Annotated in this window: 21 protein-coding genes; 14 read left to right on the forward strand and 7 right to left on the reverse strand. The window is 72.6% G+C overall.

Annotated features, from left to right (window positions below):
• Window positions 1–225 precede the first annotated feature (225 nt).
• Entirely contained in the window at window positions 226–1,113 is an 888-nt protein-coding gene (locus BF93_RS18120; protein ID WP_038374604.1) for a sulfite exporter TauE/SafE family protein, read from the reverse strand.
• Window positions 1,106–2,251 carry a LacI family DNA-binding transcriptional regulator gene (locus BF93_RS18125; RefSeq protein WP_051487189.1) on the reverse strand — a complete coding sequence of 382 codons (1,146 nt, stop codon included), beginning with the start codon at window positions 2,249–2,251 and terminating at the stop codon, window positions 1,106–1,108. Before BF93_RS18125 ends, BF93_RS18120 begins: the two co-directional genes overlap by 8 nt.
• 92 nt (window positions 2,252–2,343) lie before the next feature.
• On the opposite strand from BF93_RS18125, the gene BF93_RS18130 reads away from it, so the two are divergent.
• From BF93_RS18130 to BF93_RS18150, 5 genes are all read left to right on the forward strand, one after another.
• A complete protein-coding gene (locus BF93_RS18130) occupies window positions 2,344–3,552 on the forward strand; it encodes a glycoside hydrolase 5 family protein (protein WP_038374606.1) in 1,209 nt (402 codons plus the stop codon).
• A 31-nt stretch (window positions 3,553–3,583) separates the two neighbouring features.
• Window positions 3,584–6,667, forward strand: coding sequence for an alpha-mannosidase (locus BF93_RS18135; RefSeq protein ID WP_038374608.1), 3,084 nt, complete (start codon window positions 3,584–3,586; stop codon window positions 6,665–6,667).
• 330 nt (window positions 6,668–6,997) lie between these two features.
• Window positions 6,998–8,278 (forward strand): ABC transporter substrate-binding protein, encoded by a 1,281-nt coding sequence (locus tag BF93_RS18140; RefSeq protein WP_038374609.1) that lies wholly within the window; start codon window positions 6,998–7,000, stop codon window positions 8,276–8,278.
• 37 nt (window positions 8,279–8,315) lie between these two features.
• A complete protein-coding gene (locus BF93_RS18145) occupies window positions 8,316–9,215 on the forward strand; it encodes a carbohydrate ABC transporter permease (RefSeq protein ID WP_038374612.1) in 900 nt (299 codons plus the stop codon).
• Window positions 9,212–10,156, forward strand: coding sequence for a carbohydrate ABC transporter permease (locus tag BF93_RS18150; protein WP_084148688.1), 945 nt, complete (start codon window positions 9,212–9,214; stop codon window positions 10,154–10,156). Before BF93_RS18145 ends, BF93_RS18150 begins: the two co-directional genes overlap by 4 nt.
• A gap of 6 nt (window positions 10,157–10,162) precedes the next feature.
• On the opposite strand, the gene BF93_RS18155 is transcribed toward BF93_RS18150, so the two are convergent.
• Window positions 10,163–11,512, reverse strand: a complete 1,350-nt coding sequence (locus tag BF93_RS18155; RefSeq protein WP_232226496.1) for an MFS transporter — start codon at window positions 11,510–11,512, stop codon at window positions 10,163–10,165.
• A gap of 121 nt (window positions 11,513–11,633) precedes the next feature.
• Between BF93_RS18155 and BF93_RS18160 the strand changes: the two genes are divergently transcribed.
• Window positions 11,634–13,334, forward strand: a complete 1,701-nt coding sequence (locus BF93_RS18160) for a sodium:solute symporter family protein (RefSeq protein ID WP_038374613.1) — start codon at window positions 11,634–11,636, stop codon at window positions 13,332–13,334.
• Window positions 13,335–13,353: 19 nt separating this feature from the next.
• Window positions 13,354–13,662, forward strand: coding sequence for a hypothetical protein (locus BF93_RS18165; protein ID WP_038374614.1), 309 nt, complete (start codon window positions 13,354–13,356; stop codon window positions 13,660–13,662).
• A gap of 450 nt (window positions 13,663–14,112) precedes the next feature.
• On the opposite strand, the gene BF93_RS18170 is transcribed toward BF93_RS18165, so the two are convergent.
• Window positions 14,113–15,447 (reverse strand): alkaline phosphatase family protein, encoded by a 1,335-nt coding sequence (locus tag BF93_RS18170; protein ID WP_038374615.1) that lies wholly within the window; start codon window positions 15,445–15,447, stop codon window positions 14,113–14,115.
• Between the two features lie 238 nt (window positions 15,448–15,685).
• Between BF93_RS18170 and BF93_RS18175 the strand changes: the two genes are divergently transcribed.
• Together BF93_RS18175 and BF93_RS18180 are read left to right on the forward strand one after the other, a co-directional pair.
• A complete protein-coding gene (locus tag BF93_RS18175) occupies window positions 15,686–17,053 on the forward strand; it encodes an MFS transporter (protein ID WP_232226497.1) in 1,368 nt (455 codons plus the stop codon).
• Window positions 16,987–17,607: a hypothetical protein gene (locus BF93_RS18180; protein WP_051487190.1), complete on the forward strand. Its 621-nt coding sequence runs from the start codon at window positions 16,987–16,989 to the stop codon at window positions 17,605–17,607. Before BF93_RS18175 ends, BF93_RS18180 begins: the two co-directional genes overlap by 67 nt.
• Before the next feature lie 104 nt (window positions 17,608–17,711).
• Here BF93_RS18180 and BF93_RS18185 read toward each other — a convergent pair whose 3' ends face one another.
• Together BF93_RS18185 and BF93_RS18190 are read right to left on the reverse strand one after the other, a co-directional pair.
• Window positions 17,712–18,155 (reverse strand): hypothetical protein, encoded by a 444-nt coding sequence (locus BF93_RS18185; protein WP_038374618.1) that lies wholly within the window; start codon window positions 18,153–18,155, stop codon window positions 17,712–17,714.
• 36 nt (window positions 18,156–18,191) lie between these two features.
• Window positions 18,192–20,084 carry a helix-turn-helix domain-containing protein gene (locus BF93_RS18190; RefSeq protein WP_198025500.1) on the reverse strand — a complete coding sequence of 631 codons (1,893 nt, stop codon included), beginning with the start codon at window positions 20,082–20,084 and terminating at the stop codon, window positions 18,192–18,194.
• A 98-nt stretch (window positions 20,085–20,182) separates the two neighbouring features.
• Between BF93_RS18190 and BF93_RS18195 the strand changes: the two genes are divergently transcribed.
• Genes BF93_RS18195 through BF93_RS18215 form a run of 5 tightly spaced genes read left to right on the forward strand, consistent with a single transcriptional unit; the run spans window position 20,183 to window position 24,560 of the window.
• Window positions 20,183–21,001 (forward strand): N-acyl homoserine lactonase family protein, encoded by an 819-nt coding sequence (locus tag BF93_RS18195; RefSeq protein ID WP_038374620.1) that lies wholly within the window; start codon window positions 20,183–20,185, stop codon window positions 20,999–21,001.
• 19 nt (window positions 21,002–21,020) lie between these two features.
• The gene (locus BF93_RS18200) at window positions 21,021–21,476 is read left to right on the forward strand and encodes a zinc ribbon domain-containing protein (RefSeq protein WP_198025502.1); all 456 of its coding nucleotides are present in this window, start codon (window positions 21,021–21,023) and stop codon (window positions 21,474–21,476) included.
• Window positions 21,473–22,579 carry an alcohol dehydrogenase catalytic domain-containing protein gene (locus tag BF93_RS18205; protein WP_038374622.1) on the forward strand — a complete coding sequence of 369 codons (1,107 nt, stop codon included), beginning with the start codon at window positions 21,473–21,475 and terminating at the stop codon, window positions 22,577–22,579. The genes BF93_RS18200 and BF93_RS18205 overlap by 4 nt, the downstream gene beginning before the upstream one ends.
• Window positions 22,580–22,591: 12 nt before the next feature.
• Window positions 22,592–24,070, forward strand: coding sequence for an NAD-dependent succinate-semialdehyde dehydrogenase (locus BF93_RS18210; RefSeq protein ID WP_038374623.1), 1,479 nt, complete (start codon window positions 22,592–22,594; stop codon window positions 24,068–24,070).
• 25 nt (window positions 24,071–24,095) lie between these two features.
• Window positions 24,096–24,560, forward strand: coding sequence for an SRPBCC family protein (locus BF93_RS18215; RefSeq protein WP_038374625.1), 465 nt, complete (start codon window positions 24,096–24,098; stop codon window positions 24,558–24,560).
• 104 nt (window positions 24,561–24,664) lie between these two features.
• Here BF93_RS18215 and BF93_RS18220 read toward each other — a convergent pair.
• Window positions 24,665–25,726, reverse strand: a 1,062-nt coding sequence (locus BF93_RS18220) for an IS30 family transposase (protein ID WP_084148691.1), incomplete at its 5' end; no start/stop codon positions are given.

A 25,726-nucleotide genomic window follows, 5' to 3' on the forward strand; every position in this document is an offset into this window, starting at 1 on the left:
ACTGGCCTCATCAAACACCTCCATGTCGTGGGGTGTTGCGCTGACCGTTGGAACCCGCCCCCGGTAACTGGTACAGAACCGCACAATTTCTCAAGTACCCGGCGCACGGCCCATCGGCCGAGCCCGCCGGCCCCTCGCGCCCGGTCGGAGACGCCGCGCCCGTGCCTGCCGCGGCTGCGACCGTCGCGCCTCCCGGGGTTCCAGGGGGTCGGCCGGGGCCGGCGATCACACGAGGAGGTAGGCCGCGCCGACCACCGTGAGGACGACGACCACCCATTCGAAGGTCTTCTGGCTGATGCGCTGGGCGATGAGCCGCCCGCCCAGCCCGCCGACGAGCACCAGCGGCACCAGCACCAGGTCCAGCAGCAGGGAGGACGGGTTGATGATCCCGAGGCCGATGCTGAAGGGCAGCTTCGCGATGTTGACGGCCGCGAAGAACCAGGCGGAGGTCCCCAGGAACGCCTTGACCGGGAACTTCGCCGCGAGGAAGTACATGGACATGACGGGGCCGGCCGCATTGGCGACCATGGTGGTGAAGCCGCCGAGGGAGCCGTAGGTCCAGGCGGCGATCCCGCCCCCTCCCGGCGCGGGCGTCGGGGCCGATGCGCCCTGCCCGCTGGCCGCGGAAGCCGGGCCGGTCGCACCACCGCCGGTCTCACTGCCGCCAGTCGCACTGCCCCCGGCGCCCTGGGCGGCGCCGGCCGCGCTGGTGGCGTCGGACGATGCCTGTCTCGTCGCGGCGAAGGATCCGCGCCAGCGCCGGCATAGCGTCACGGCGATCACCATCAGCAGCAGCGCGCCGATGCCCCTTCGGACCCATGCATCGGAGGCGACGGCGAGGAAGCCCCAGCCGGCGACGAGTCCCAGCACGACGGCGGGGGCCATCTTCACGATCACGCGCCAGTCGGCGTGGCGGCGGTAGGCCAGCAGGGCCATCATGTCGCCGACGATCAGCAGCACCAGCAGCGCGCCGGTGGACGCCTTGGCCGGCAGCACCGAGGCGAACAGGGCCACCGCGATGGTGCCGGCGCCGGGGACGGCGGTCTTGGACAGCCCCACCACCAGGGCGCCGAGGCCCAGGACGATCCAGACGACGGTGTCGAGCTCAGGCATCGGACCTGCTTCCGGGGGAGATCTCGGCGGGGGCGGCGTCCGCAGGGCCGGCGCCGGCGGGGCCGGCGCCGGCGGGGGTGGAGCCGTGGGAGGTGGTGTCGTGGGAGGTTGCGTCGTGGGGAGGGCGCCGCACCAGCGAGTCGCGCAGCACCAGGCGCGGGGGGTCGATGACGCGGCGGATCGGGGCATCGGCGGTGCGCAGCTCGTCGAGCACCTCGACGGCGGCCTGACCCAGGATCATCGGGTCGCGGTCGATGGAGGAGATGGCGGGGCGCCGGTAGGCGAGCCCGGGCGAGCTCTCCCAGGAGATGAGGCCCAGGTCCTCCGGGACGCGCAGGCCGTGCTCGGACAGCCGCGACAGGGCCGCCAGGGTGATCGTCTCGTCCTCGCACAGCACGATGTCCGGCACGCCGCCCAGCACGAGCTCGTCGATCCGCGCGGCGACGCTGGGACCTCCGCGGGGGTCGCCGCCGTCGCAGGCCGGGCTGACGGTCACCGCGATCTCGTCGGTGTCCGCGAGGGCCTCGAGGCGCTGGCCCTCGTGGCGATAGGCCGCCGTCACGGAGGAGTGGAGGTAGGCCAGGGAGCGGCATCCCAGCGCGGCGACGTCCCGCAGCAGCAGCCGCATCGTCTGCGCGTCGTCGACGAAGACGGAGGATGCCCCGCTCTCCGGCGGCGGGTCGCCGAGGAACACCGCGCGCATCCCGATCTCGCGGACGAGGTCGGGGCGCGGGTCCTGCTCGCGCGGATTGACCAGGATCACCGCGTCGACGCGGCGCTGCGCATGCCAGGCGCGGATCGCCTCGACCTCGGCATCCAGGGACTCGACCATCTTCAGCACGAGGACCACGGGGGTCTCCGCGAGGGCCTTCTCGATCCCGGCGATGAGCTGCAGGTAGAACGTGTCGCGCGCGAGCGTGGTGAAGGGCGCCGTGATCACCAGGCCGATGGCGTCCACCCGGGAGGTGGCCAGAGCGCGGGCGGCGGCGCTCGGAGTCCATCCCAGGCGGGCGGCGACGTCCTGGATCTGACGGCGCCGCTCCTCGGAGATGCCGGGGCGCCCGTTGAGGGCGAAGGACACGGCAGTGGAGGAGACCCCGCACTCCCGGGCGATGTCGGCGATCGTGGGACGGCGCATTCCCCGATGCTACGCCAGGTGCTACGCTCGCTTAAACGCTTTAGGAACGGTCGGGACGGCCGTTCGCCCCTCCCCTGACGAAGGCTTCTCGCATGACGCACCCTGGCATCGGCGCCAACTACACCCCGCGCATCGGCTGGTTCCACTCCTGGGCGGACCTCGACCCCGCCCTCGTGGACGAGGACATGGCGCAGATCGCACAGCTCGGTCTGGACCATGTGCGCATCTTCCCGCTGTGGCCGCTGCTGCAGCCCAACCGCACCCTGATCTCCTCCCGCGCCGTCCAGGACGTCCTGACCGTGGTCGACATCGCCGGCCGGCACGGCCTGGCCGTCTCGGTGGACCTGCTGCAGGGGCACCTGTCCAGCTACGACTTCCTGCCGGCCTGGGTCTCCACCTGGCACCGCCGCAACCTGTTCACCGACCCGCTGGTCCTCGCCGCCCAGCAGCAGCTGGCCCGGGTGCTCGGCACGGAGCTCGCCGATCGCCCGCACGTCAGCGGCATGACCCTCGGCAACGAGATCGGCCAGTTCGCCGTCTCCTACCACCCCGACCGCCACGACACGAGCGACGAGCAGGCCACCGCCTGGACCCGTGACCTCCTCGCCGTGGTCGACGAGGTGCTGCCCGGGCGCCGCAACCACCACAGCTTCGACGACTGCCTGTGGTTCAAGGACGACCACCCCTTCACGCCGGCCGATGCCGTGCTCCTCGGCGCGAGCACGACCGTGCACTCGTGGGTGTTCACCGGGGCCGGTCAGGCCCTCGGCGAGGGCCACCCGGGCCTGGCGCTGTTCGGCCGCTATCTCACCGAGGTCGCCTCCGCCTGGAACCGCGCCCTCGGGCAGGCGGACCGGAAGGTGTGGCTGCAGGAGATCGGCGCCCCCGTCCCGTGGGTCGCGCCGCAGGATGCCGCCGAGTTCGCGGACGCCAGCGTGCGCACGGCCCTGGGCAATCCCGACGTCGAGGCGGTGACCTGGTGGTGCTCCCATGACGTGCACCGCGACCTCGCCGACTTCCCGGAGGTCGAGTACTCCCTGGGCCTTTTCGACGCGGAGGGCCGCCTGAAGCCGATCGGCGAGGCCTACGGGGCGATCGCCCGCGAGCTGCGCGACGGCGCGAGCGCGGGAGCGGGCGCGGATGCGAGCCCGGCCGCATCGACCGCGGCGCCCGTCGTGCTCGAGGGCATGGACCGTGCCGGATCGGACCGTTCGCGCCTGTCCCCGAAGGGCGATATCTTCCGGACCTGGGCCGAGGCCGCCCTGGACGGCGAGGTCTCCCCGCTCGAGATCCGCTTCTGACCGCCCGACCGCCCGACGCCGAGGAGCTCCCGTGCACGACCATCGACCGACCTCGGAGGACCGGATCCGCCGGTTCCTCGCCGAGCAGCTGCCCGCCCGGCGCCATCTCGAGACGGCGCCCCTGACCATCGAGGCGTGGGAGGTGCCGGACGAGCCGGTCCCCTTCGCCGAGGCGCGGGCGGCGACGTACTCCCCCATCGCGGTCGGCGACCGCTGGGGCCGGCCGTGGTCCACGCTGTGGCTGCACGTGACCGGGGAGGTGCCCGCGCACTGGACCTCCGGCGAGGACCGCGACGTCGAGCTGCAGCTGGACCTGTCCTTCACGAACATGCCCGGCTTCCAGGCCGAGGCGCTGATCTGGACGCCCGAGGGCGAGACCGTCAAGGCGATCAACCCCTACAACCAGTACCTCACCCTGGAGCCCGGGCAGCGCGTCGACTACTACCTCGAATGCGCCGCGAACCCGAACGTCCCCGGCGACTGGACCTTCACCCCGACCGCGCTCGGGGTGATGTCCGCTCCCGACGCGGACCCGATCTACGACCTCACGATGCTGCGCCTGGCCTGGCGCTCGCGCAGCGTGTGGGAGTTCGAGCAGGACGTCGTCGCCCTGAACGGCCTCATGCAGACCCTGCCGGAGGCCTCCTCGCGCCGCGCGGACATCCTCCACGTGCTGGGCCGGGCGCTGGACGCCGCGGATCCGGACGACCTGCACGCGACCGCCCCCGCGGCGCGCGAGGTGCTGCGTCCGCTGCTGGAGTCCCCGGCGCACGCCTCCGCCCTCACCGTCGTCGCGACCGGTCACGCGCACATCGACTCGGCCTGGCTGTGGCCGCTGCGGGAGACCAAGCGCAAGTGCGCCCGCACCTTCTCCAACATCTGCTGGCTGCTGGAGCACTACCCGCAGCTGACGTTCTCCTGCTCCTCCGCCCAGCAGTACCGGTGGATCCGCGACGACTACCCGGCGCTGTTCGCCCGGATCCGCGAGCACGTGGCGGCCGGCCGCTTCATCCCGGTGGGCGGCATGTGGGTCGAGTCGGACACCAACATGCCCGGCTCCGAGGCGATGGCCCGCCAGTTCCTGCACGGCAAGAAGTTCTTCCTCGAGGAGTTCGGCGTCGAGACCCGGGAGACGTGGCTGCCGGACTCCTTCGGCTACTCCGCCGCGCTCCCGCAGATCTGCGCCCTGGCCGGCCACGAGAACTTCCTGACGCAGAAGGTCTCCTGGAACCAGTACTCCACGTTCCCGCACCACACCTTCCGCTGGGAGGGCCTGGACGGCACCACGCAGTTCACGCACTTCCCGCCGATCGACACGTACAACGGCCAGCTCACCGCCGCCGAGCTCGCCCATTTCGAGAAGAACTTCAAGGACAAGGGCGCCAGCCACATCGGCCTGTCCCCCACCGGCTGGGGCGACGGCGGCGGCGGCCCCACCCGCGAGATGATCGCCTCGCAGGAGCGCTTCGCCGACCTCGACGGCGCCCCGAAGGTCGAATGGTCCACCCCGGAGGACTTCTTCGCCCGCGCCCGCGCCGAGTACACCGAGGCGCCCACCTGGAACGGCGAGCTGTACCTCGAGCTGCACCGCGGCACCTTCTCCTCGCAGATCCTCGGCAAGCAGGGCAACCGCCGCGCCGAGGCCGTGATGCACGACGTCGAGCTGTGGTCGGCCACCGCCGCCCGCCGCGTCCCCGGCTTCGCCTACCCCCATGACGAGATCGACGCCCTCTGGGACACGGTGCTGCTGCTGCAGTTCCACGACATCCTGCCCGGCTCCTCGATCGCCTGGGTGCACCGCGAGGCCGAGACCAGCTACGCGAGCATCCTCGAGCGCGGCGAGGCGCTCGTGGCCCGCGCCCTCGAGGCCCTGGCATCGGCCGACGGCTCCGCGGCCGATGGCCCCGCGGGGGAAGGCTCCGCGGCCGATGCGCCCGAGGCCCCGGCCGCACCGGCCGTCTCGGTCACCCGGGAGGGCGCCGCGACGGTGCTGGAGACGCCCGGGCTGTACGCCGTGATCGACGAGCGCGGGCTGATCACCTCGCTGCGCGCCGGCCGCGGCGGCCGCGAGGCGATCGCGCCGGGGGCCGCCGGCGGGCTGCTGCAGCTGCACCGCGACGCGCCCAACGCCTGGGACTCCTGGGACATCGACGAGTTCTACCGGCGGGTGCACCGCGACCTGGAGGCCGAGGGCGCCCCCGAGGTCACCACCGACGAGGACGGGACGGTGCGGATCGCGGTCCGCTACCGGACGCGTCCCGCGGAGGACTCGGCCGAGCGGATCCATCCCGCCGCCCCCTCCCGCGGCCGGGGCTCGCGCATCACCGTGACCTACTCGGCCGTGCCGGGCGCCACCGCCCTGGACATCGCGATGGACCTGGACTGGCACGAGCGCAAGAAGGTCCTCAAGCTCGCCTTCCCCTTCGACGTGCGCGCCGCGACGATGAGCAGCGAGATCCAGTTCGGACACATCGACCGGCCGATCCCGGTGAACACCGTCGAGGACTTCGGCCGCTTCGAGACCTGCGCGCACCGGTGGGTCCGCGTGGAGGAGTCCGGCTTCGGCATCGCGCTGGCCAACGACTCGAGCTACGGCCACGACGTGCGGCGCGTGCTGCGCGAGGACGACGGCGGCACCACCACGATCGTGCGGGCGACGGTGATCCGCGCGGCGGAGTTCCCCGACCCCGCCGCCGAGGAGGGCACCTACCGCCTGCGCTACGCGGTGCGCCCCGACGCCGGGATCTCCGAGGCCATCGACCTGGGCGAGCAGCTGAACCTGGTGCCGCGCAGCGTCCCGGGCGGGATCGAGGTGCCGGCGCTGGTCGAGGTCGCCGGCACCGGCTCCGAGCCGACGAGCGCCCGGATGACGACGGTGAAGCTCGCCGAGGACGGCTCGGGCGATGTCGTCGTGCGCCTGCACGAGGCCGAGGGCCGCTCGAGCACGGCCCGCGTGCGGGTCCCCGGAGCGCGCGCCCTCGAGGTCGTCGACCTGCTCGAGCGTCCCTTCGCGCCCGGTGCGCCGCTCGCGCACCGCGCCGCCGCGGCCGAGGGCCCCGAGCTGGACCTGGCCCTGCGGCCCTTCCAGATCGCCACGGTGCGCGCCCGCTTCTGAGGCCCGCCCGGCATCCCGGTGAGATCCGGTCGGTGCGCGCTCCCCGCCCGGGGCGGCGCGCACCGGCCGGATCTCGCCGCGCCCGGCCTCGCCACGGGGCGGGGCGGGGCGATGCGCGGAGCGGCACGGGCGATGCACGGCGCAGGCGATGCGCGGAGCGGGCGATGCACGGCGCGGGGCGGACGATGCATGGCCGTGACCGGCTCGGATTGACAGGCGGCCCGCGAGCACCGACCATAGCTTTAGCGGTTAAGTATCCGTGCCGCATCGGGATCCAGGAGACACGGCGCGATGGCCGCCCGCTCCGCTTCGAGGAAGAGGTAGTCCCCCATGAACACCATCCGCACCACCCGCCGCACCGCCCTGGCCGGCGGCGCCGGCATCGCCGCCCTCGGCCTGGCCGGCTGCGGCATGAGCGGCGGCGGCCGCTCCGGCTCGAGCGCCCCGGCGGAGGCCGTCGAGGGAGAGATCACCGGCGAGATCACCTTCCAGTCCTGGTCGCTGAAGAACGAGAAGTTCACCCCCTACTTCGAGGGCGTCATCGCGGCGTTCCAGGACCAGAACCCCGGCGTCACCGTCACCTGGATGGACCAGCCCGGCGAGGGCTACCAGGACAAGGTGCTCGCGCAGGCGAACTCCGACTCCCTGCCCGATGTCGTGAACCTCCCGCCCGACATGGCCTTCCCCCTGGTCCAGGGCGGGTTCCTGCTCGACCTCGCCGCCGCGGACCCGGAGCTCGAGGACGTGTACGTCCCCGGCGGCATCGACGCCTACCGGTTCCCCGAGATCGACGGCGCCTACGGCTACCCCTGGTACCTGGGCACCGACATGAACTGGTGGAACCTCGCCGCGCTGAGCGAGCACGGGGTCGACGAGGCCTCCCTGCCCACCACCATGGACGAGATGTTCGAGACCGCGCGCATGCTGCACGAGGCCGGCAGCCCCGACCCGCTGATCTCCAACATGCCCGAGGTGACGATCACCAGCGAGAACGGCGAGTTCACCTTCAACACCCCCGAGAACGCGGCCTACATCCAGAAGTACGTCGACCTATTCCAGCTGGGGGCCATGCCGCCCGAGGTCCTGAACAACGACTACGCCGGCAACACCGCCCTGTTCAAGCAGGGCAAGGCCCTGTGGACCACGGCCACGTCCTCCTTCGCCTCGGAGCTGCAGGCGGAGGCCCCCTCCCTGCTCGAGGGCACGACCCTGTCCCCGCGCTTCGGCGAGCCGCCGCTGTTCGTGCAGGGCATCAGCGTCGCGGCCGGGTCCAAGAACCTGCCCACCGCGCTCGCCTTCGCCCGGTTCCTCACCAATGATGAGAACCAGATCGCCTTCGTCACCCTCGCGCAGGGCTTCCTGCCGGGCACGATCGCCGCGGCCGCCGACCCGTCGCAGTTCGCCGAGGAGACGGACAACGCCCTGCAGACGCAGGCCGTCGAGATCGCCGCCGAGTCGATGAAGACGGCCGTGGACACCACCAACGTGCTGTGGACCGCGGACATGAAGACGAACTTCACCCAGCAGACCGCCAAGGCCATGCAGGGCGAGATCACGGCGCAGGAAGCGCTCGACAACGCCGTCCAGTACGGCAACGACAACCTGCTGTGACCCCTGGCGGGTCCGCCGCACGCGGAGATCTGAGCTGATGCGCACCTATACGCCGTACGTCCCCTGGCTGCTGGTCGGGCCCGCCCTGCTGTGGGTGATCGTGTTCGCCCTGTGGCCGTTCCTGAACACGATCATCCTGTCGTTCACGGACACCCGCCCCCTGACCGGCGGCGTGTTCATCGGCCTGGACAACTATGCGGCCCTCCTGCACGACGGCCGGTTCTGGAACGCCATCGTCACGAGCCTCGTCTATGCGGTGGCCTGCGTCCCCCTGCTGACCTTCCTGCCGCTGCTGCTGGCGCTGCTGGTCGAGAAGCAGATCCCCGGCATCTCCGCGTTCCGCACCACGTTCTACTTCCCGGTGATCGCCTCCGTGGTGGTCGTCGGCCTCATCTGGACGTGGCTGTTCGACTCCCGCGGCGTGATCAACGAGAGCCTCGAGTTCATCGGCCTCATCGACCAGCCGATCCCCTTCCTCGCCAGCCGCTGGGGCATCATGGCCACCGCCGTCCTGCTGACGGTGTGGAAGGGGCTGGGCTACTACATGGTGGTCTACCTCGCGGCGCTGGGGAACGTGGGCCGCGAGCTGCACGAGGCCGCCGCGATGGACGGCGCGAGCGCGGCCCGGCGCTTCGCCTCCGTCACGGTCCCCGGGGTGCGCGGCGCGATGTTCCTGGTCAGCGCCCTGATCACGGTGAGCGCGATCCGGGTGTTCACGGAGCTGTACGTCCTCACCAACGGCACCGGCGGCCCCGGCGGCGACGCGATGAGCATCGTCATGCTGGTCCAGCAGGTCGGCGGCGGGCTGCAGGGCCGCCTGGGCTACTCCTCGGCGATCAGCGTCGTGCTGTTCCTCCTGACCATCGGCCCCCTGCTGCTGGTGGCCTACCTCAACCGCCAGGGCGGGGACGCCCCGTCCGGGAAGGCCGCCCGATGACCGCCACCGCCCCCGCCGCCGAGTCCCGCCCGCAGCGCGAGCAGACCGCCCCGCGCCGCGCGCCGCTGCGCCGCACCGACCGCCCCTGGCGCACGCGCGGCTCGGGCGGGTTCGGCAAGCCGACCCTCGCCGGCCTGATCGTCCGCTATGCGCTGCTGGTGGCGGTGCTGCTGCTGGCCGTCGGCCCGTTCCTGTGGCAGATGTCCACCTCCTTCAAGGGGCCGATGGACGACATCTACTCCTTCCCGCCGGCGCTGATCCCGGCCGATGCGACCCTCGGCAACTACACGAAGGTCGCCGCGACCATCCCGATCCTCAGCTACGCCTGGCATTCGCTGCTGGTGGCCGGGACGCTCGCGATCGCGAACGTCGTCCTGGCCACGGCCGCGGGCTACGCCCTGGGCGCTCTGCGCTTCCGCGGGAAGCGGATCGCCATGGGCATCCTGCTGTCGACCCTGCTGCTGCCCGGCGAGGTGACGATCATGAGCCAGTTCCTCACGATCCGCACCCTCGGGCTGGCCGACACCCTGGCCGGGGTCATGCTGCCCGGGCTGGTGGGCGCCATCAACGTGCTGCTCATGACGGCGGCCTGCCGCTCGATCCCCCAGGAGCTGCTGGAGGCGGCGACCATCGATGGGGCCAGCACCTGGCAGGTGCTGCGCCACATCGTCTGGCCCAGCGTGCGCGGAATGGCCAGCGTCGTCGCGATCTTCGCCTTCATCGGCGGATGGGACGACTTCCTGTGGCCGCTGATCGTGCTCTCCGACCCCGCGAAGTACACGCTGACCGTCGGCATGGAGTACCTGAACTCCAACTTCGGCGCCGATCCGCGCGTGGTGGCGGCCGGCACGATGATCGCCCTGGTGCCGATCATCATCTTCTTCGCGGTGTTCCAGAAGTTCTTCTTCCGCGGCGTGGGCGAGGGGGCCGTGAAGGGCTGAGGCCCCTCACACGAGGGCGCGCCCGCGCTGCTCCGGGAGGGCGAAGGCGGCCGCCGCGCCGATCGCGAAGGCCGCGGCGATGACGGCGAAGGCGGCGGCGACCCCGGAGGCCGCGACCACGAGCGGCACCATGATCGGCGCGATGATCGAGGCCAGGCGGCCGAAGCCGGCGGCGGCGCCGCTGCCGGTGCCGCGCACCGTCGTCGGGTACACCTCGGGGCTGATCGCGTACAGCGCGCCCCACGCCCCGAGGTTGAAGAAGGACAGCAGGCAGCCGGTGAGGATGATCGTCCCGGGGGCGTCGGCCAGGCCGAAGGCGATCGCGGAGCCCGCGGAGCCGACGAGGAAGGTCCCCAGGGTCCAGCGCCGCCCGATCACCTCGATCAGCCAGGAGCTCACGGCGTATCCGGGCAGCTGCGCCAGGGTGATGATGAGGGTGAAGGTGAACGAGCGGATGAGGTCGAAACCGCGGTCCACCAGCAGCGTCGGGATCCAGATGAACGCGCCGTAGTAGGCGAGGTTCACGCAGAACCACACGATCCACAGGGCGGCGGTGCGTCCGCGCAGGGCGGCCGACCAGATCGACTCGCCGCCGCGGGAGGCCGTCCCCGCGGCCGTGCCTCCGGCCGCCGCGGACTCGGCGGCGGTGGGGGCCGGCACCCCGGCGGACTCCTCGAGGGCGCGCACGGTCGCCTCCGCCTCGGCGTGCCGGCCGCGGGCCTCGAGGTAGCGCACCGATTCGGGCATCCGCCACCGGATCACCAGCGCGTACACGGCCGGGACGGCGCCGATCAGCAGCGCCCAGCGCCAGCCGGCATCGGACCCGGCAACCACGAGGGTGCCGATCAGCGCGGCGAGGATCCAGCCCAGCGCCCAGAACGCCTCGAGCCACACGATCACCCGGCCGCGGATCCGCTTCGGCGCGAACTCGCTCATGAGGGTGGAGGCCACCGGCAGCTCGGCGCCCAGCCCCAGCCCCACCACGAAGCGCAGGGCGACCAGCATGACCAGCCCGGTCGACAGCGCCGACGCGCCGGTGGCGAGGCCGTACACCAGCAGCGTCAGCGCGAACACCTGGCGGCGGCCGATGCGGTCGGCCAGCAGCCCGCCGAGCACCGCGCCGATCGCCATCCCGGCGAAGCCGACGGAGGCGATCAGGGAGCGCTCGCCCGCGGTGAGGTCCCAGTGCACGGCGAGGGCGGCGATGACGAAGGAGACCAGGCCGACGTCCATCGCGTCCAGGGCCCATCCGATGCCGCTCGCACCGAGCATGCGGCGGTGTCGCGGCGACAGGGGCAGGGCGTCCAGGCGCTCGGTGCGCGAGCGCACGGGACCTGCATGCACGGGGGTGGTCACGGGGCGGTCCTCCTGAGCGGCCGGTGGGGCGGTGGTAGCGTATCCGGCCGCGGTCACCCCCGTGGCCACCGGGGCGGTCCTCGCCGCCGCGGACGCTTCCCCGTCCCAGAAAGTCCCCGACATGGTCTCCGTCAGACTCGATGCGCAATGGATCGACTACCTGATCGTCGCGCTGTACTTCGCCTTCGTCCTCGGCGTGGGGTGGTGGGCCAAGCGCGGCGTCTCGAACTCGATCGAGTTCTTCCTCTCGGGCCGCTCCCTGCCCGCCTGGGTCACCGGCCTCGCGTTCATCTCCGCCAACCTCGGCGCCGTCGAGATCATGGGCATGTCCGCCACGGGCGCCCAGTACGGCCTGCCGACGATGCACTACTTCTGGATCGGCGCCGTGCCGGCCATGCTGTTCCTCGGCGTGGTGATGATGCCGTTCTACTACGGCTCCAAGGTGCGCTCGGTCCCCGAATTCATGCGCATGCGCTTCGGCACCGGCGCCCACCTGGTCAACGCGATCTCCTTCGCGGTCGCGCAGCTGCTCATCGCGGGCGTGAACCTGTCGCTGCTGGCGACGATCGTCAACCGCCTGCTGGGCTGGCCGATGTGGGTGGGGCTGGTCCTCGCCGCCGCGTTCGTGCTGTTCTACATCACCGTCGGCGGGCTCTCCGCCGCGATCTACAACGAGGTCCTGCAGTTCTTCGTGATCGTCGCGGCGCTGCTGCCGCTGACCCTCATCGGCCTGCACCGCGTGGGCGGCTGGTCCGGTCTGAAGGAGCGGGTGGCCGGCGACGGCATGCTCGGCGCCGAGCAGCTGTCCACCTGGCCGGGAGAGCAGCTCTCCGGCTTCGCGAACCCGGTCCTGTCGGTGGTCGGCATCGTCTTCGGGCTCGGCTTCGTGCTGTCCTTCGGCTACTGGACCACGAACTTCGTGGAGGTCCAGCGGGCGATGGCCTCGAAGTCCATCACCGCGGCGCGCATGACCCCGATCATCGGCGCCTTCCCCAAGATGTTCGTGCCGTTCATCGTCATCATCCCCGGCATGATCGCCGCGGTGCTGGTCAACGAGCTGGCCGAGTTCAAGCGCCTGGACGTCGCCGGTGACGCCGCGGCGGCCGATGCCACCGGCATCACCTACAACGACGCCCTCCTGCTGCTGATGCGGGACGTGCTGCCCAACGGCCTGCTGGGCCTGGCCATCGCCGGCCTGCTGGCCGCCTTCATGGCCGGCATGGCCGCGAACATCTCCGCCTTCAACACGGTGGTCAGCTACGACCTGTGGCAGCAGTACGTGAAGAAGGACGAGGCCGATGCGCACTACATGAAGGTCGGCCGCGTGGCGACCGCCGCGGCGTGCGTCATCGCGATCTTCACCGCGCTCATCGCGGCGTCGTTCTCCAACCTCATGGACTACCTGCAGACCCTGTTCGGGTTCTTCAACGCCCCGCTGTTCGCGACGTTCATCCTCGGCATGTTCTGGAAGCGGATGACGCCGACGGCCGGCTGGGCGGGCCTCGTCTCGGGCACCGTCGCGGCGGTGTCCGTGTGGTCGGCCTCCGAGTTCGGGGGCCTGTTCACCCTGGGCGGCGGCCAGGGGCTGGCGTTCCTGTCCGCCTCGGTCGCCTTCGTGGTCGACATCGTGGTCTCGGTGGTGGTCACGCAGTTCACCGCCCCGAAGCCGGTGCACGAGCTGAAGGGCCTGGTGTACTCCGAGACCCCGAAGACCCAGCTCCTCGATCCCGACGAGAAGAGCCTGGCGTTCTACCGTCGCCCCGTCCCGATGGCCCTGATCGCCCTGGTCATGGTCATCGCCCTGAACATCGCGTTCGCCTGATCGCGAGGAGGAGAGCACCATGAGCACCGCAGACTCCACCACCCCGGATCGGCACGTCGAGACCGCCGGCGCCTTCGACATCCGGCGCTTCATCGGCGCCCTGACGGGCCTGTACGGGGTGATCCTGACCCTGCTGGGCCTGTTCGCCTTCAACCCGGACGAGGCGGCCAAGACCGACGGCCTCAACGCGAACCTGTGGGCGGGGCTGGCGCTGATCGTCTTCTCCGCCGCGTTCTTCGTGTGGGCGAAGCTCGACCCGATCCGCATGATCGTGCAGGAGAACGAGCCCGGCGCGGAGGACGGCAAGGACATCGCCGCCGCCGACTGACGTTCGAGCACCCGCGGGCGACGGCCCGGGTCGTGGCCTGCCCCAGGCAGGAAGGCCCGGGCCCGGCGCCCGCCCCAGGACGCGAGGCCACAGGACCCGGCCTGCCCCTGGAGGCGAGGCCACAGGTTCCGGCCTGCCCGAGGAGGCGAGGCCGCAGGTTCCGGCCTGCCCCAGAAGGCAAGGCCACGGGCCCCGGCCTGCCCCTGGAGGCGAGGTCCGGGTCGGGCCTTTCCTCGCGTTCGAGAAAATGCAGGGTTCTGTACCAAATGAATCGATTCAGCTGGTACAGAACCCTGCATTTTCTCCAGTCCCGCTGACGCAGGCACCCGGTGCGTGCTGACGCAGGCTCCCGGTGCTCGCCGGAGGCACGACCTCGGGCGCTCAGGCCCCGGTGCTCAGGCTCCGGCGCTCAGGCCCCGGCGCTCAGGCCCCGCGTTCAACCCCGGGCGCTCAGCCCTGGACAGGGACGACCTCCCGCGCAGGGGCGTCCGCGAGGAGCTCGGCGAGGACGGCGCCCTCGGCATCCGGCAGCTCCAGGCCCAGCACCCGGGCGAGGGTCGGGGCGATGTCCAGCATGCTGCGCCGGCCCAGGTCCGCACCGGACTCGAAGGCCGGGCCGGCGGCGATGAGCACGGGCTGCCCGCCATGGCGCGGGGCGTGGCCGTGCGCGCCCTTCAGCGCCGGGAAGTCCTCGTCGCCGCGGCGCACCACGGGCCGGCGGTCCCACGCCTGGCCGACGATGACGCCCGGCTCCGACTCGACGACCCAGGCGAAAGGGCCGTCCAGGCCGTAGTCGCGGCGGGTCTCGTCGGACGTCCAGATGCGCTCGATGCGGTACTGGGAGTCCGCCTCGATCTCGGCGAGCAGCATCTCGACCTCCGCGAAGCGCTCCGGGGCGAGGCCATCGGCCAGGAACAGCTGCCCGGACAGGCCCGCACCCAGGCAGATCACGTCGTAGTCCACCAGCGCGCCGGACTCGTCCACCCGCAGCAGGCCCCGGTCAGCGAAGACGCGGTTGAGGTTGGTGTGCTGCTCGACGTCGATATGGCCGTGGTCCGAGACCAGCACGATGTTCGCCTGCTCCGCCCCGTCGGCCGCGTCGAGGGCCTCGAGCAGCCCGGCCAGATGGGCGTCGACCTCGCGCAGCGACTCCTCGACGTGCGGGCCGTAGGTCCCGTGGCGGTGGCGGGCGGAGTCGACCTCGACGTAGTGGACCAGCAGCACATCGGGCCGCTGCTCGCGGAGGATCTGCGCGGCGACGCGGCCGACGAAGGGGAAGAAGAGCCCGGCGGGATGGGTGCCGACGAGATCCAGGTTCGGCGCCACGTAGCGCTCGAGGCTCGCCGCGTTCGTCGCGCCGCGAAAGTGCTCGAGGAGGTCGCCCTGACGGAAGCGGGCGCCGGCGAGCTCGGGCACCAGCCAGTCCGCCGATTCGGCGCCGACGGTCACCGGCCACTGCACGGCCGCGGTGACCATCCCCGCCGCCTTCGCCGCGTCCAGCAGGGTGGGCACGCGGATCGCGGAGGCCTCCGAGAACCAGTCCGAAGCATCGCCCCGGCCGGGCTGGAAGCGCAGGTTGTTGAACACGCCGGTGGTCGCCGGGCCGCAGCCGGTGATCTGCGCGGTGTGGTTGGGGTAGGTGACCGAGGGGTAGACGCCCTCGATCTCCGCCACCGCGGCACGCTCGAGGATGCGGGCGAAGGACGGCAGCGTCCGCGCGAAGGGGATGTCGTCGGTGTGCATCGCGTCGACGGAGACGAGGAGGAGCGGGCGGGGCTCGGGCACGGGGGACCTCTCGGGAGCAGGGCGGACGGTCGCCCTCGATCCGATCCGATGGGGGTGACGTGCGCCTCGCCACGGGATGACGGGCGGACGTCACCTCGGTGAACGCGTCGGGCCCGTCCGGGAGGGGTGCGCGACGGGTCCGCTCTCCGTAGACTCCGGAGAAACCTCCCATCGGACGGTTCTGCGTCGTGCGCCGCCCTCCCGCGCCCCGCCCCCTCGTGCTCGTCGAAAGGCCCCCGTGTCCGCCTCGCCCGCCCTCTCCGCCCTGCCGCCCCGCGCCGGGGCGTCGATCGCCCTGCGCCGCTGGGCGCTGTGCGCGCTGTTCTTCCTGCCGGGCATCGCCGTGGCGTCCTGGGTGACGCGCACCCCCGCGATCCGGGACCTGCTGGAGGCCTCGACCGCGCAGATGGGCCTGGTGCTGTTCGGCATCTCGGTGGGCTCGATGCTCGGGATCCTCTCCTCCGGCCCCGCCGTGCTGCGCTTCGGCGCCCGGCGCGTGGTGCTCGTCGGCTCCTCGCTGCTGATCGCGGCGATGCCGGTGATCGCCCTGGGCGCCGCGGCGGGCCTGCCGGTGGTCGTCGCCGTGGGCCTGGGCATGTTCGGCGCCGGCATGGGCGGCGGCGAGGTCGCCATGAACATCGAGGGCGCGGACGTCGAGGAGCTCTCCGGACGCTCGTTCCTGCCCCTGCTGCACGGCTGCTTCAGCCTGGGCACGGTGGTCGGAGCGGTGCTGGGCATCCTCGCCAACGCCGCCGGCACCTCAGTGGTGCTGCACCTGCTGGCCGTCGGGGTGCTCGGCCTCATCCTGCTGACCTGGGCGATCCGCCAGCTGCCGGCGGCGACCGGCCTCGCCGTCGCCGCGGACCGGTCCGCCGCCGCGAGCACGCCCCGCACCTCGGTGTGGAGGGACCGGCGCCTGCTGCTGATCGGCGGGATCGTGCTGGCGATGGCCCTGGCCGAGGGCACCGCCAGCGACTGGCTGCCGCTGGTGATGGTCGACGGCCACGGCCTCGACGCGGCCCTGGGCAGCGCGGTCTTCGCCGTGTTCGCCGCCTCCATGACCGCCGGCCGCTTCCTGGGCGGCCCGATCATCGACCGCTTCGGGCGCGCGGTCGTCCTCGGCGCGGGAGCCCTGCTCGCCGCGAGCGGCATCGCGCTGGTCTCGCTGGTGGACCACCAGGCGGTCGCCGCCGCCGCGGTCGTGCTGTGGGGGCTCGGCGCGTCCCTCGGCTTCCCGGTGGCGCTGTCCGCGGCCGGGGAGTCCGGCCCCGATCCCGCCGCCCGCGTCGCCCTCGCCTCGACTCTCGGCTACCTCGCCTTCCTGGTGGGCCCGCCCACCCTCGGCATGGTCGGCGAGCACGTGGGCCTGCGCACCGCACTGCTGCTGCCGATGCTCGTGCTGGTCGTCGCGGTGGTCCTCTCCCCCGCCGCGGGCCGCCGCCGGGACCGGGAGCTCGAGCCCGCGGCCTTACCTCCCGGCGCGAGACCGGTCACGCCCGCCTTCACCCCGGCGGGGAGCACGGCGCAGGATGGAGAGCGATGTCCCCCGCCGACCCGCCCGCATCCCCTCCCCTGGTCTGGTACGTCAGCTACGGCTCGAACATGAACGCCGCGCGGCTGGACTGCTACCTGCGCGGAGGGCGGCCGCCGGGCGCGAAGGTCACCTATCCCGGGGCGCGGGACGCGACCCCGCCGCGGGCCGATGCGGGCGTCCTGCTGCCGGGCCGCCTGCGCTTCGCGGGCACCTCGCGCGTGTGGGGCGGATCGGTCGCCTTCTACGACCACGCCTCCGCGGGGCCCACCGCCGCCCGGGCCTACCTCGTGACCGCGCAGCAGTTCGTCGACGTCGCCGCGCAGGAGATGCATCGGCCGCCGCAGGAGGACGACCCGCTCGAGGCCGTGGTCCGCGCCGGCGTCCCCGGGGGCCCGTACGCCGCCGGGCCCGGCGCCTACGAGACGCTGCTGAACGTCGGCGAGCGCGAGGGCCGGCCGATGCTCACCTTCACGGCGCCCGACGGGGCGGCCGGTCTCCCGCCCGGGGAGCCCGCCCCGGCGTACCTCGCGATGCTCACCGCCGGCCTCGCGCAGGCGCACGGCTGGGACGCCGACCGCGCGCAGGAGTACCTGCTGGCCCGCACGGCGCTCGCGCGGGCCGCCTGACCCGTCCCGCCCCGGGGTCCCGCCCAGGAGGCCGGGGCTCCCGGACGCCGACGGCCGCGGCCCGCCGTCGGCGGGTCCGCGGCCGTCGGGCCTCGGCGTGAGGGTCAGAGGCCCGCGCCGTCCTCCTCGGGGAAGGTGTCGGAGGCCCGGGGCAGGCCGTCGTCGTCGGTCACCGGGGTGATGCCGTCGTCCTCGAGGGCGTCCACGTCGCGCAGGTCGCCGGAGAGCTCGGCGACCTCCGCGTCGTCCTGGCCCTCGGCGACCATCTCGTCGCCGTCGCGGTTGCCCTGCTCGGCGGCGGAGGTCAGGTCCTCGCCGAGCTCGTCCGGGAAGTCGGGGGCCTCGTCGGAGCGGTCCTGCGCGCTCTCCTCCTCGCGGCGCTCCAGCTCGAAGGCCGCATCGGCCCCTTCGACCCCGGTGCCCTTCGGGCCCTCCGCGCCCGGCTCCACCTCGCCCTCGCCGCCGTCCTGGCCGTACTCGGCGTAGGCGTCGACGTCGCCGGCGTCCACGGCCTGGGCCGCCTCGTTCTCAAAGCCGTTCTCGCTCATGCGTCCTCCTCGGGTCGGTGGATCGTGGGCCCGAGTCTAGGGAGCGCCCCCGGGGCCGTCCACCGCGGCGACCGTCCGGTCCGGAGGCGTCGCCGCGCCCTCCTGCGGCCGGTCGGCGTGGGCGATGGCCCAGGCCCGCAGCCCCAGGTGGAGGTCGAGGAAGCGGGACGGCTCCCGCCAGTCCGGGCCCAGCACGCGGCCGATCCGCTCCAGCCGCTGGCGCACGGTGTTGGGGTGCACGAACAGCCGGCGTGCGGTGCGGGCGACGTTCCCGCCGGACTCCGCGAACACCCAGGCCGTGCGCGTCAGGTCCCCGCCCCGGCCGGCGTCGTCGGCGATCAGCGGGGCGATGCCGTCCAGCGGCGAGCGGGCCCGCGGATCGGCCCGGACGGCCTCGAGCACCAGCCCGACCGCGCCCAGCTGGTCGCCGTGGGCCGTCCGCCCCCAGGCGCCCAGCGCCGCGAGGGACGCCAGGGCGCGCGCCGCGTCCCGGTGCCCGGCGGCGAGCTGCTCCCGATCGGTGCAGCGCCCGGAGACGCCGACGTTCATCGCGACCCCGCGCTCGCGGCCGGCGGCGATCACCTCGGCGGCGATCTCCGCGGCCCCATCGCGCCCGTCCCGCGGCGCGCCCCGGCCGGGGACCACCGCGCAGGCATGCCCCTGGTGGGGTGCGACGATGCCGCGCGGCGCCTCCCCCTCCCGGGCGCTCTCCAGGCAGGCGCGCAGCACCTCGAGGGCGGTCGAGGGGTCTCCCGTCCCGTCCTCGACGGCGAGGACCTGCGCGCCCCGCCGCGGCAGCTCCAGCGCCTCGACGGCGCCGCGCAGCCCGCCGGGGACCGCCCCGGCGCCGATCAGCGCATCGAGCAGGGCCCGCTGGTGGCGGTGATGGTCGTCGGTCCGCACCCGCACCATGAGCAGGAGCATCGTGAGGAACACGGCGATCCGCTGGATGCGCGGCAGCAGGGGCACGGGAAGGGCGTCGTGGACCAGGAGCGTCCCCAGGTGCTCGTCGCCGCTGAGCGCGCAGGCCACCGTGATGCCCTGGTCCACGACCGGGTGCCCCGTCGCGCGGGCGGTGCGGATCGCGTGCTCGAGCGGGACCCGCGGCAGGGGCGCGGGGTCCTCGTCGGCGCCGCGGCCGGGGGCGCCCTGGGCGAGCGGCTCCGCATCGGCGTCCAGCACGTCGACGCGGCAGCCCACGAGATCGGCGACCGCCCGGGCATAGGCCGCGGGCCCGGCGGCGGGCGCGGTGATCGACTCGAGCAGGCGGGCGTCGATCTCCAGGACGTCCTGGAGGTCCAGGATCCGTTCGAGGTGCGTGTCGCGGTCCTCGTGCAGGCGGGCCAGGGCGGCGCCCACCTCCTCGAGGCGGCGGGCCCCGGCCAGGGCGGCGCTCGTGTGGCGGGCGAGGACGCTCACGGTGTCGACGACCTCCTCCGGATAGCGGCGGGGCGAGCGGTCCGCCACCAGCAGCGCGCCGTGGACCACCCCGTGCAGGGTCATCGGCACGCCGAGGATCGCCCGCACCCCCTCGCCGCGCACGATCTCGTCGATGTCGTGCAGGTGCGTGATGGTCCCGTCCAGCAGGTAGTCCTCGGTGACCACGGTGGCCCGGCCCGTCGCCGCCCGCCCGAGCACGCCGTAGCCCAGCGGCATGCGGATGGTGCGGTACTCCGGCGTGCGCACCCCGTGGCTGTAGCGGATGAAGGTCTCCTCCGCGGTGTTGAGCGCGATGTAGGCCATGTCCGAGCCCGTCAGCTCCCGGGTGCGGCGCACGATCGCCTCGAGCGCCTCGCCGAGGTCGCGGCGGGCCGTGGTGCGCGAGGCGATCTCGGTGACGACGTCGAGCAGCTCGGCGCGGCGGCGGAAGTCCGCGGTCGAGGGCGCCTCGTCCGCCCGCGGGGTGTGTGCAGATCTCCATCGATCCATGCGGACGATGGTATCCGCGCACATGGTGCCGCCGCCCAGGGCGCGCATAGCCTCGCCGCAGAGGCGTCGAGGGAGACGCCCCCGAGGAAGGACCGATCATGAGCGATCCCGCGATGAAGCTGCACATCCTCTCGACTGGCATCATGGAGTGCGACCACACCTGGCTGCTCCTCCAGGCCGGGAACACCATCACCGACCGCCACCACAAGGACAAGCCCGCCGCCTGGGGCGAATGCCCCACCCATGCCGTGCTCGTGGAGACCCCGGAGGGCCGCATCCTGTGGGACACCGGGGTCCCCCGCGACTGGGAGACCCGCTGGGCGCCCACCGGGTTCCAGGACTTCTTCCCCGTGCAGGAGGATCCCGCCGGCCCCGGCTACCTCGACACCGCGCTCGCGGACCTCGAGCTGACCACCGACGACATCGACATCCTCGTGCTCTCTCACCTGCACTTCGACCATGCCGCCAACGCGCGGATGTTCGACAACGGCCGCACCCGCATCATCGCCCAGGCCGACGAGATCGAGGGCGTGAAGACCATCGAGGGCGAGTTCCAGGGCGCCCACCTGGTGAGCGACTTCTCCGGGCTGCCGCTCGAGGCGGTGCACGGCGACCAGGAGATCGTCCCCGGGGTCAGCGTCATCTCCACCCCCGGCCACACCTGGGGGACGATGAGCCTGCGCGTGGACCTGCCCGAGTCGGGCACGAAGATCTTCACCTCCGATGCCGTCTATCTCGGGGCGAGCTGGGGGCCGCCGGCGATCGGCGCGGGCATCGTCTGGGACTCCGTCGGCTGGCTCGAGTCCGTCGACAAGCTTCGCCGCATCCAGCAGGAGACCGGCGCGGAGATGATCTTCGGCCACGACGCCGAGCAGCGCCGGGGCCTCACCCTGGCGCCCGACGGCCACTACTCCTGAGCGCCGGACGGAGCCTGCGATGATCCTCTACGACCTGCGCTGCACCCAGGGCCACCGCTTCGAGGCGGGCCTGCCCTCGATGTTCTCCGACAACCCCGACTGCGCCTGCGGGGCGAGCACGACCCGGCTGCCCGCCGCGGTCCGCCGCCTCGGCGAGGCCAGCCCGGGACGCTCCCGCGAGGAGATGCCCACCACCTGGCGCGGCATCGCCCAGGGCCATCCGGACGTGGTCCGCGGCTGGCATCGGGAGATGACCCGCCGCGAGAAGCTCGAGGAGCGCCATCCCGAGCTCGCCGGCGACCGGCGCCCGGTCCTCGCGCACGAGGGCGCCTTCGCCGGGCGGCCCCTGCGCTCGGGCGACGCCCTGGTCCCCGAGGTCGCGAAGGCGGCCTTCGGGACCAAGGAGCCCTCCCCCTCCGACCCGTCGGCCCCCTCGGCCCCGTCGGCCCCGTCGGCGCGCGGGGGTGCGCGATGAGGATCCGCGGCGCCGTCCTGGAGGAGATGGACCGGCCCCGCCCCTACACCGCATCGCGGCCCATCACGATCAGCGACCTCGAGCTGGACCCGCCCGGCCCCACCGAGATCCTCGTGCGGATGGAGGCCGCCGGGGTCTGCCACTCGGACCTCTCCGTGGTCGACGGCAACCGGCCCCGCCCGCTGCCGATGCTGCTGGGGCACGAATCCGCCGGCCGGGTCGAGGAGATCGGCGCCGAGGTCGAGGGCATCACAGTGGGCGACCGTGTCGTCATGAGCTTCCTGCCCCGCTGCGGCCGGTGCCGGGAATGCGCCACCGACGGGCGCCTGCCCTGCTCGGCGGGATCGGCCGCCAACAACGCCGGCACCCTGCTGGGCGGCGGCCGGAGGATCACCCGCGACGGCGAGCCGGTCCACCACCACCTGGGCGTCTCCGGCTTCGCGACCCGCGCGGTCGTCGATGCGGCGAGCGCCGTCGTCGTGCCCGAGGCGGTGCCGCCGGACATCGCGGCGGTGCTGGGCTGCGCCGTCCTCACCGGCGGCGGCGCCGTCCTCAACGTCGCGCGCCCCGGCCCGGAGGACTCGATCATGATCGTGGGCCTCGGCGGGGTAGGCATGGCGGCCCTGATCACCGCGGCCTCGCAGGACGTCCGGGAGGTGATCGCCGTGGACACGCTGCCGGCGAAGCTGCAGCGGGCCCGGGAGCTGGGAGCGCATCGGACCTTCACCCCGCAGGAGGTGGCCGAGCAGGGCATCACCGCGGACCGGGTGATCGAGGCGGCAGGGCACCCCCGGGCCTTCGAGACCGCTTTCGCCGCCATCGGGTTCGGGGGCACGATGGTGACCGTGGGCCTTCCGGCCCCGGGCGCGACCGTGACGATCCCGCCGCTGCCGATCACGGCGAAGGCGCAGTCGGTGATCGGCTGCTACCTCGGCTCGGCCGTGCCCCGCCGGGACATCCCTGCGTACGCCCAGCTGTACCTGGAGGGGAAGCTTCCCGTGGACGCGCTGATCAGCCGGAGGATCCGTCTCGAGGACGTGTGCTCGGCGATGGACCAGCTCGCCGACGGCGAGGCGATCCGCCAGGTCATCCTGTTCGACTGAGGAGACGAGACCATGACCGAGATCCCCCGGATCACCGAGGAGGGCGTCGCCGCCCTGCTCGACCGCCTGCCCCGCAGCTCCTTCGTCGAGGGGGCGTTCCTCGGCGGCACGCCCGGCCTGGACGTGGTCGACCCGGCCACCGGCCGGGCGCTGACGCAGGTCGTGGACGCCGATGCGCAGAGCGTGGGCCTGCGCGCCCTGGACGCGGCGGTCGCCGCGCAGGAGGCCTGGGCGGCGACCCTGCCCCGGGAGCGCGCGGACATCCTGCGCCGGGCCTTCGAGCTGTGCCACGAGCGGGCCGACGACCTGGCCCTGACCATGACCCTCGAGATGGGCAAACCGCTCGCGGAGGCCTACGGCGAGGTGACCTACGGGGCGGAGTTCCTGCGCTGGTTCTCCGAGGAGGCCGTGCGCCTGCCCGGCCGGTTCCGGCCCGCCCCCGCCGCGCCGCAGGCGATCCTCACGACCACCCGGCCGGTCGGCCCGGTCCTGGCGATCACGCCCTGGAACTTCCCGCTGTCCATGGGCACCCGGAAGATCGGCCCCGCGCTCGCGGCCGGCTGCACCGTGGTGCTCAAGCCCGCCGCGAAGACGCCGCTGACCTCCCTGCTGCTGATGCAGATCCTCGCCGATGCGGGCGTGCCCGCGGGGGTCGTCGGCTGCGTGGTCACCTCGGACTCCCGCACGCTGTCCTCGACCCTGATGGCCGATGACCGCCTGCGGAAGGTGTCCTTCACCGGCTCCACCGGGGTGGGGCGCACCCTGCTCGCCCAGGCGTCCGAGCACGTGCTGCGCACCTCGATGGAGCTCGGCGGCAACGCCCCGTTCCTGGTGCTGCCCTCGGCCGATGTCCCCACCGCGCTGGACGCGGCGATGCCCGCGAAGTTCCGCAACAACGGGGAGGCCTGCACCGCGGCCAACCGCTTCTACGTGCATGCCTCGGTGGCCGAGGAGTTCACCCGCGGCCTCGCCGAGCGCACGCAGGCCCTGGTCGCCGGTCCCGGCATCGAGGAGGGGACGACCCTCGGCCCCCTGATCGACGAGGCGGGGCTGGCGAAGGTCGAGGAGCTCGTGGCCGATGCCGTGGAGCGCGGCGCCCGCGTCCTCACCGGCGGGAAGCGCCTGGACCGGGAGGGCTTCTTCTACGCCCCGACGGTGCTGGCCGATGTCCCGCGCGACGCGCGCGTGAACCGGGAGGAGATCTTCGGGCCGGTCGCCCCGGTGATCGTGATGGACGACGTCGAGGAGATGGTCGCCGCGGCGAACGACACCGAGTTCGGGCTCATGAGCTACGTGATCGGCGAGGACCTGGGCGAGATCACCCGCGTCGCCGGGCGCATCGAGGCGGGCATGGTCGCGGTGAACCTGGGCGTCGCCTCCGATCCGGCGGCCCCGTTCGGCGGGGTCAAGGAGTCGGGCCTGGGCCGCGAGGGCTCCCACGAGGGTCTGGCCGAGTACCTCGAGACGACCTACGTGCGCCTGCCGCTGTGAGACGGCGGGATCTAGACTGCGCGCCATGACGACGACGCCGCAGCTTCGCCTGACCCAGCCGATCGACGCGGATCCGGCCGCGGTCTGGGCGGTGCTCACCGACATCGGCGCCGCCGCGTCGACGCTCTCCGGCGTCGACGCGGTCGAGGTGCTCACCGAGGGGCCCTACGCGGTGGGGACGACGTGGCGGGAGACCCGGTCCATGCTCGGCATGCGCGCCACCGAGGAGATGGAGGTGATCGAGGCGGACGAGCCGCGCAGCACCGTGGTCGTGGCCCGCAGCGGCGACGTCCTGTACCGCACGCAGTTCCGTCTCGAGCCCACCGAGCGCGGCACCGACCTGACGATGACCTTCGGTGCGGCGATGCCCGAGCGGCGCGGGCTGCGCCGGTACCTGGGCGCCGCGCTGAGCTCGCTCGGTCTGCGCGCCGCGCAGAAGGCGATGGAGAAGGACCTCCAGGACATCGCGATCGCCGCGGCGCGGCGCTGACCGCGCTCCGCAGCGTGCACGTCACCGGGGCGCCCGGTGGGGTGCTCGGCGCGTTCCAGGGATTGTCGCGTTCTGTTCCACCTGCGGCGGGCGAGTTCTAACGGTCAGCGCAACAGGTACTCGGAGAATACCTCTCTTGGCGTAGCAAATTCAAGCCGCTTTCGCGGCCGATCGTTCAATAGGTCCTCGACGCGCTTCAACTCCTCCGGCGTGTGGACGGACAGGTCTGTCCCCTTGGGGAAATACTGCCGGAGCAAACCGTTAGTGTTCTCGTTCGTGGCGCGCTGCCACGGAGAGCGCGGATCCGCGAAGTAAACATCGATATTGGAGGTCTCCACCACCGCCTCGTGCCTACTCATCTCAATCCCTTGATCCCAGGTGAGAGTAGAGCGCAGGTCATCCGGCAAGCCAGCCAGAGACTTCTTGAGCCCTAAGATCAGAGCTTCAGACCTCGGCAAGCCCGGGTCCATCCAGACGAGAGCGGTGAAGTTCGACCGCCGCTCCACAACGGTGCCGATGGAAGACTTTCCGTGCTTGCCGACGATGAGGTCACCTTCCCAGTGGCCTGGAACGGAGCGGTCCAATGCCTCGGCCGGACGCTCCGAGATCCTTATCGCTTCCGGTACCCGTCTGCGGCGCTCGTCGGCCCGCTTTTGCGGGCGACGCATGGTTCGGCCCGTGCGCAGTGCACTACTGATCTCCCTGCGGAGCTCCCCACGGGCCTGCAGGTAGAGGGTGCGATAGACCGTCTCGTGGCACAAGTGAAACCTCGAATCATCCGGACGCGCTCGCTTCAATCGTCCCACGATCTGCTCCGGAGAGAGGCCAAAGTGCAGTCCGCACTGGACAAGTCGATGCAAAAGGCGGTCCGACACGATCTTCAGGGGCTTGGGTCGTCGACGCATCTCGCGCGCATACCTTTCCGCCCTAGTGAATTCGTAGCTGCGCACGGTGCCGCGGAGAGAACCCCGCTTGATCTCCCTGGAAATCGTCGAGGGGGCCCGGCCCAGTTCACTCGCGATCGCCCGGAGCGACTTCCCTTCCACGAGTCGCTCTTTGATGAGCTCTCGTTCGTGGACCCTAAGCGCACGCGTCGGCTCCACTGTCTTGCGCGGGCGAATTCCTCCCGCGTTCGCAATGGTCCTGTTAACGGTTGGGTGCGAGAC

Source organism: Brachybacterium phenoliresistens (assembly GCF_000576425.1).
GTDB lineage: Bacteria > Actinomycetota > Actinomycetes > Actinomycetales > Dermabacteraceae > Brachybacterium > Brachybacterium phenoliresistens.

What these genes read in the sequence shown, in the direction of transcription:
- BF93_RS18125 (WP_051487189.1), bottom strand. Translation starts at nt 2,251, where the DNA reads ATGCGCCGTCCCACGATCGCCGACATCGCCCGGGAGTGCGGGGTCTCC.
- BF93_RS18215 (WP_038374625.1), top strand. Translation starts at nt 24,096, where the DNA reads ATGACGACGACGCCGCAGCTTCGCCTGACCCAGCCGATCGACGCGGAT.
- BF93_RS18150 (WP_084148688.1), top strand. Translation starts at nt 9,212, where the DNA reads ATGACCGCCACCGCCCCCGCCGCCGAGTCCCGCCCGCAGCGCGAGCAG.
- BF93_RS18190 (WP_198025500.1), bottom strand. Translation starts at nt 20,084, where the DNA reads ATGGATCGATGGAGATCTGCACACACCCCGCGGGCGGACGAGGCGCCC.
- BF93_RS18130 (WP_038374606.1), top strand. Translation starts at nt 2,344, where the DNA reads ATGACGCACCCTGGCATCGGCGCCAACTACACCCCGCGCATCGGCTGG.
- BF93_RS18195 (WP_038374620.1), top strand. Translation starts at nt 20,183, where the DNA reads ATGAGCGATCCCGCGATGAAGCTGCACATCCTCTCGACTGGCATCATG.
- BF93_RS18205 (WP_038374622.1), top strand. Translation starts at nt 21,473, where the DNA reads ATGAGGATCCGCGGCGCCGTCCTGGAGGAGATGGACCGGCCCCGCCCC.
- BF93_RS18160 (WP_038374613.1), top strand. Translation starts at nt 11,634, where the DNA reads ATGGTCTCCGTCAGACTCGATGCGCAATGGATCGACTACCTGATCGTC.
- BF93_RS18120 (WP_038374604.1), bottom strand. Translation starts at nt 1,113, where the DNA reads ATGCCTGAGCTCGACACCGTCGTCTGGATCGTCCTGGGCCTCGGCGCC.
- BF93_RS18200 (WP_198025502.1), top strand. Translation starts at nt 21,021, where the DNA reads ATGATCCTCTACGACCTGCGCTGCACCCAGGGCCACCGCTTCGAGGCG.
- BF93_RS18185 (WP_038374618.1), bottom strand. Translation starts at nt 18,155, where the DNA reads ATGAGCGAGAACGGCTTTGAGAACGAGGCGGCCCAGGCCGTGGACGCC.
- BF93_RS18210 (WP_038374623.1), top strand. Translation starts at nt 22,592, where the DNA reads ATGACCGAGATCCCCCGGATCACCGAGGAGGGCGTCGCCGCCCTGCTC.
- BF93_RS18145 (WP_038374612.1), top strand. Translation starts at nt 8,316, where the DNA reads ATGCGCACCTATACGCCGTACGTCCCCTGGCTGCTGGTCGGGCCCGCC.
- BF93_RS18180 (WP_051487190.1), top strand. Translation starts at nt 16,987, where the DNA reads ATGTCCCCCGCCGACCCGCCCGCATCCCCTCCCCTGGTCTGGTACGTC.
- BF93_RS18140 (WP_038374609.1), top strand. Translation starts at nt 6,998, where the DNA reads ATGAACACCATCCGCACCACCCGCCGCACCGCCCTGGCCGGCGGCGCC.
- BF93_RS18165 (WP_038374614.1), top strand. Translation starts at nt 13,354, where the DNA reads ATGAGCACCGCAGACTCCACCACCCCGGATCGGCACGTCGAGACCGCC.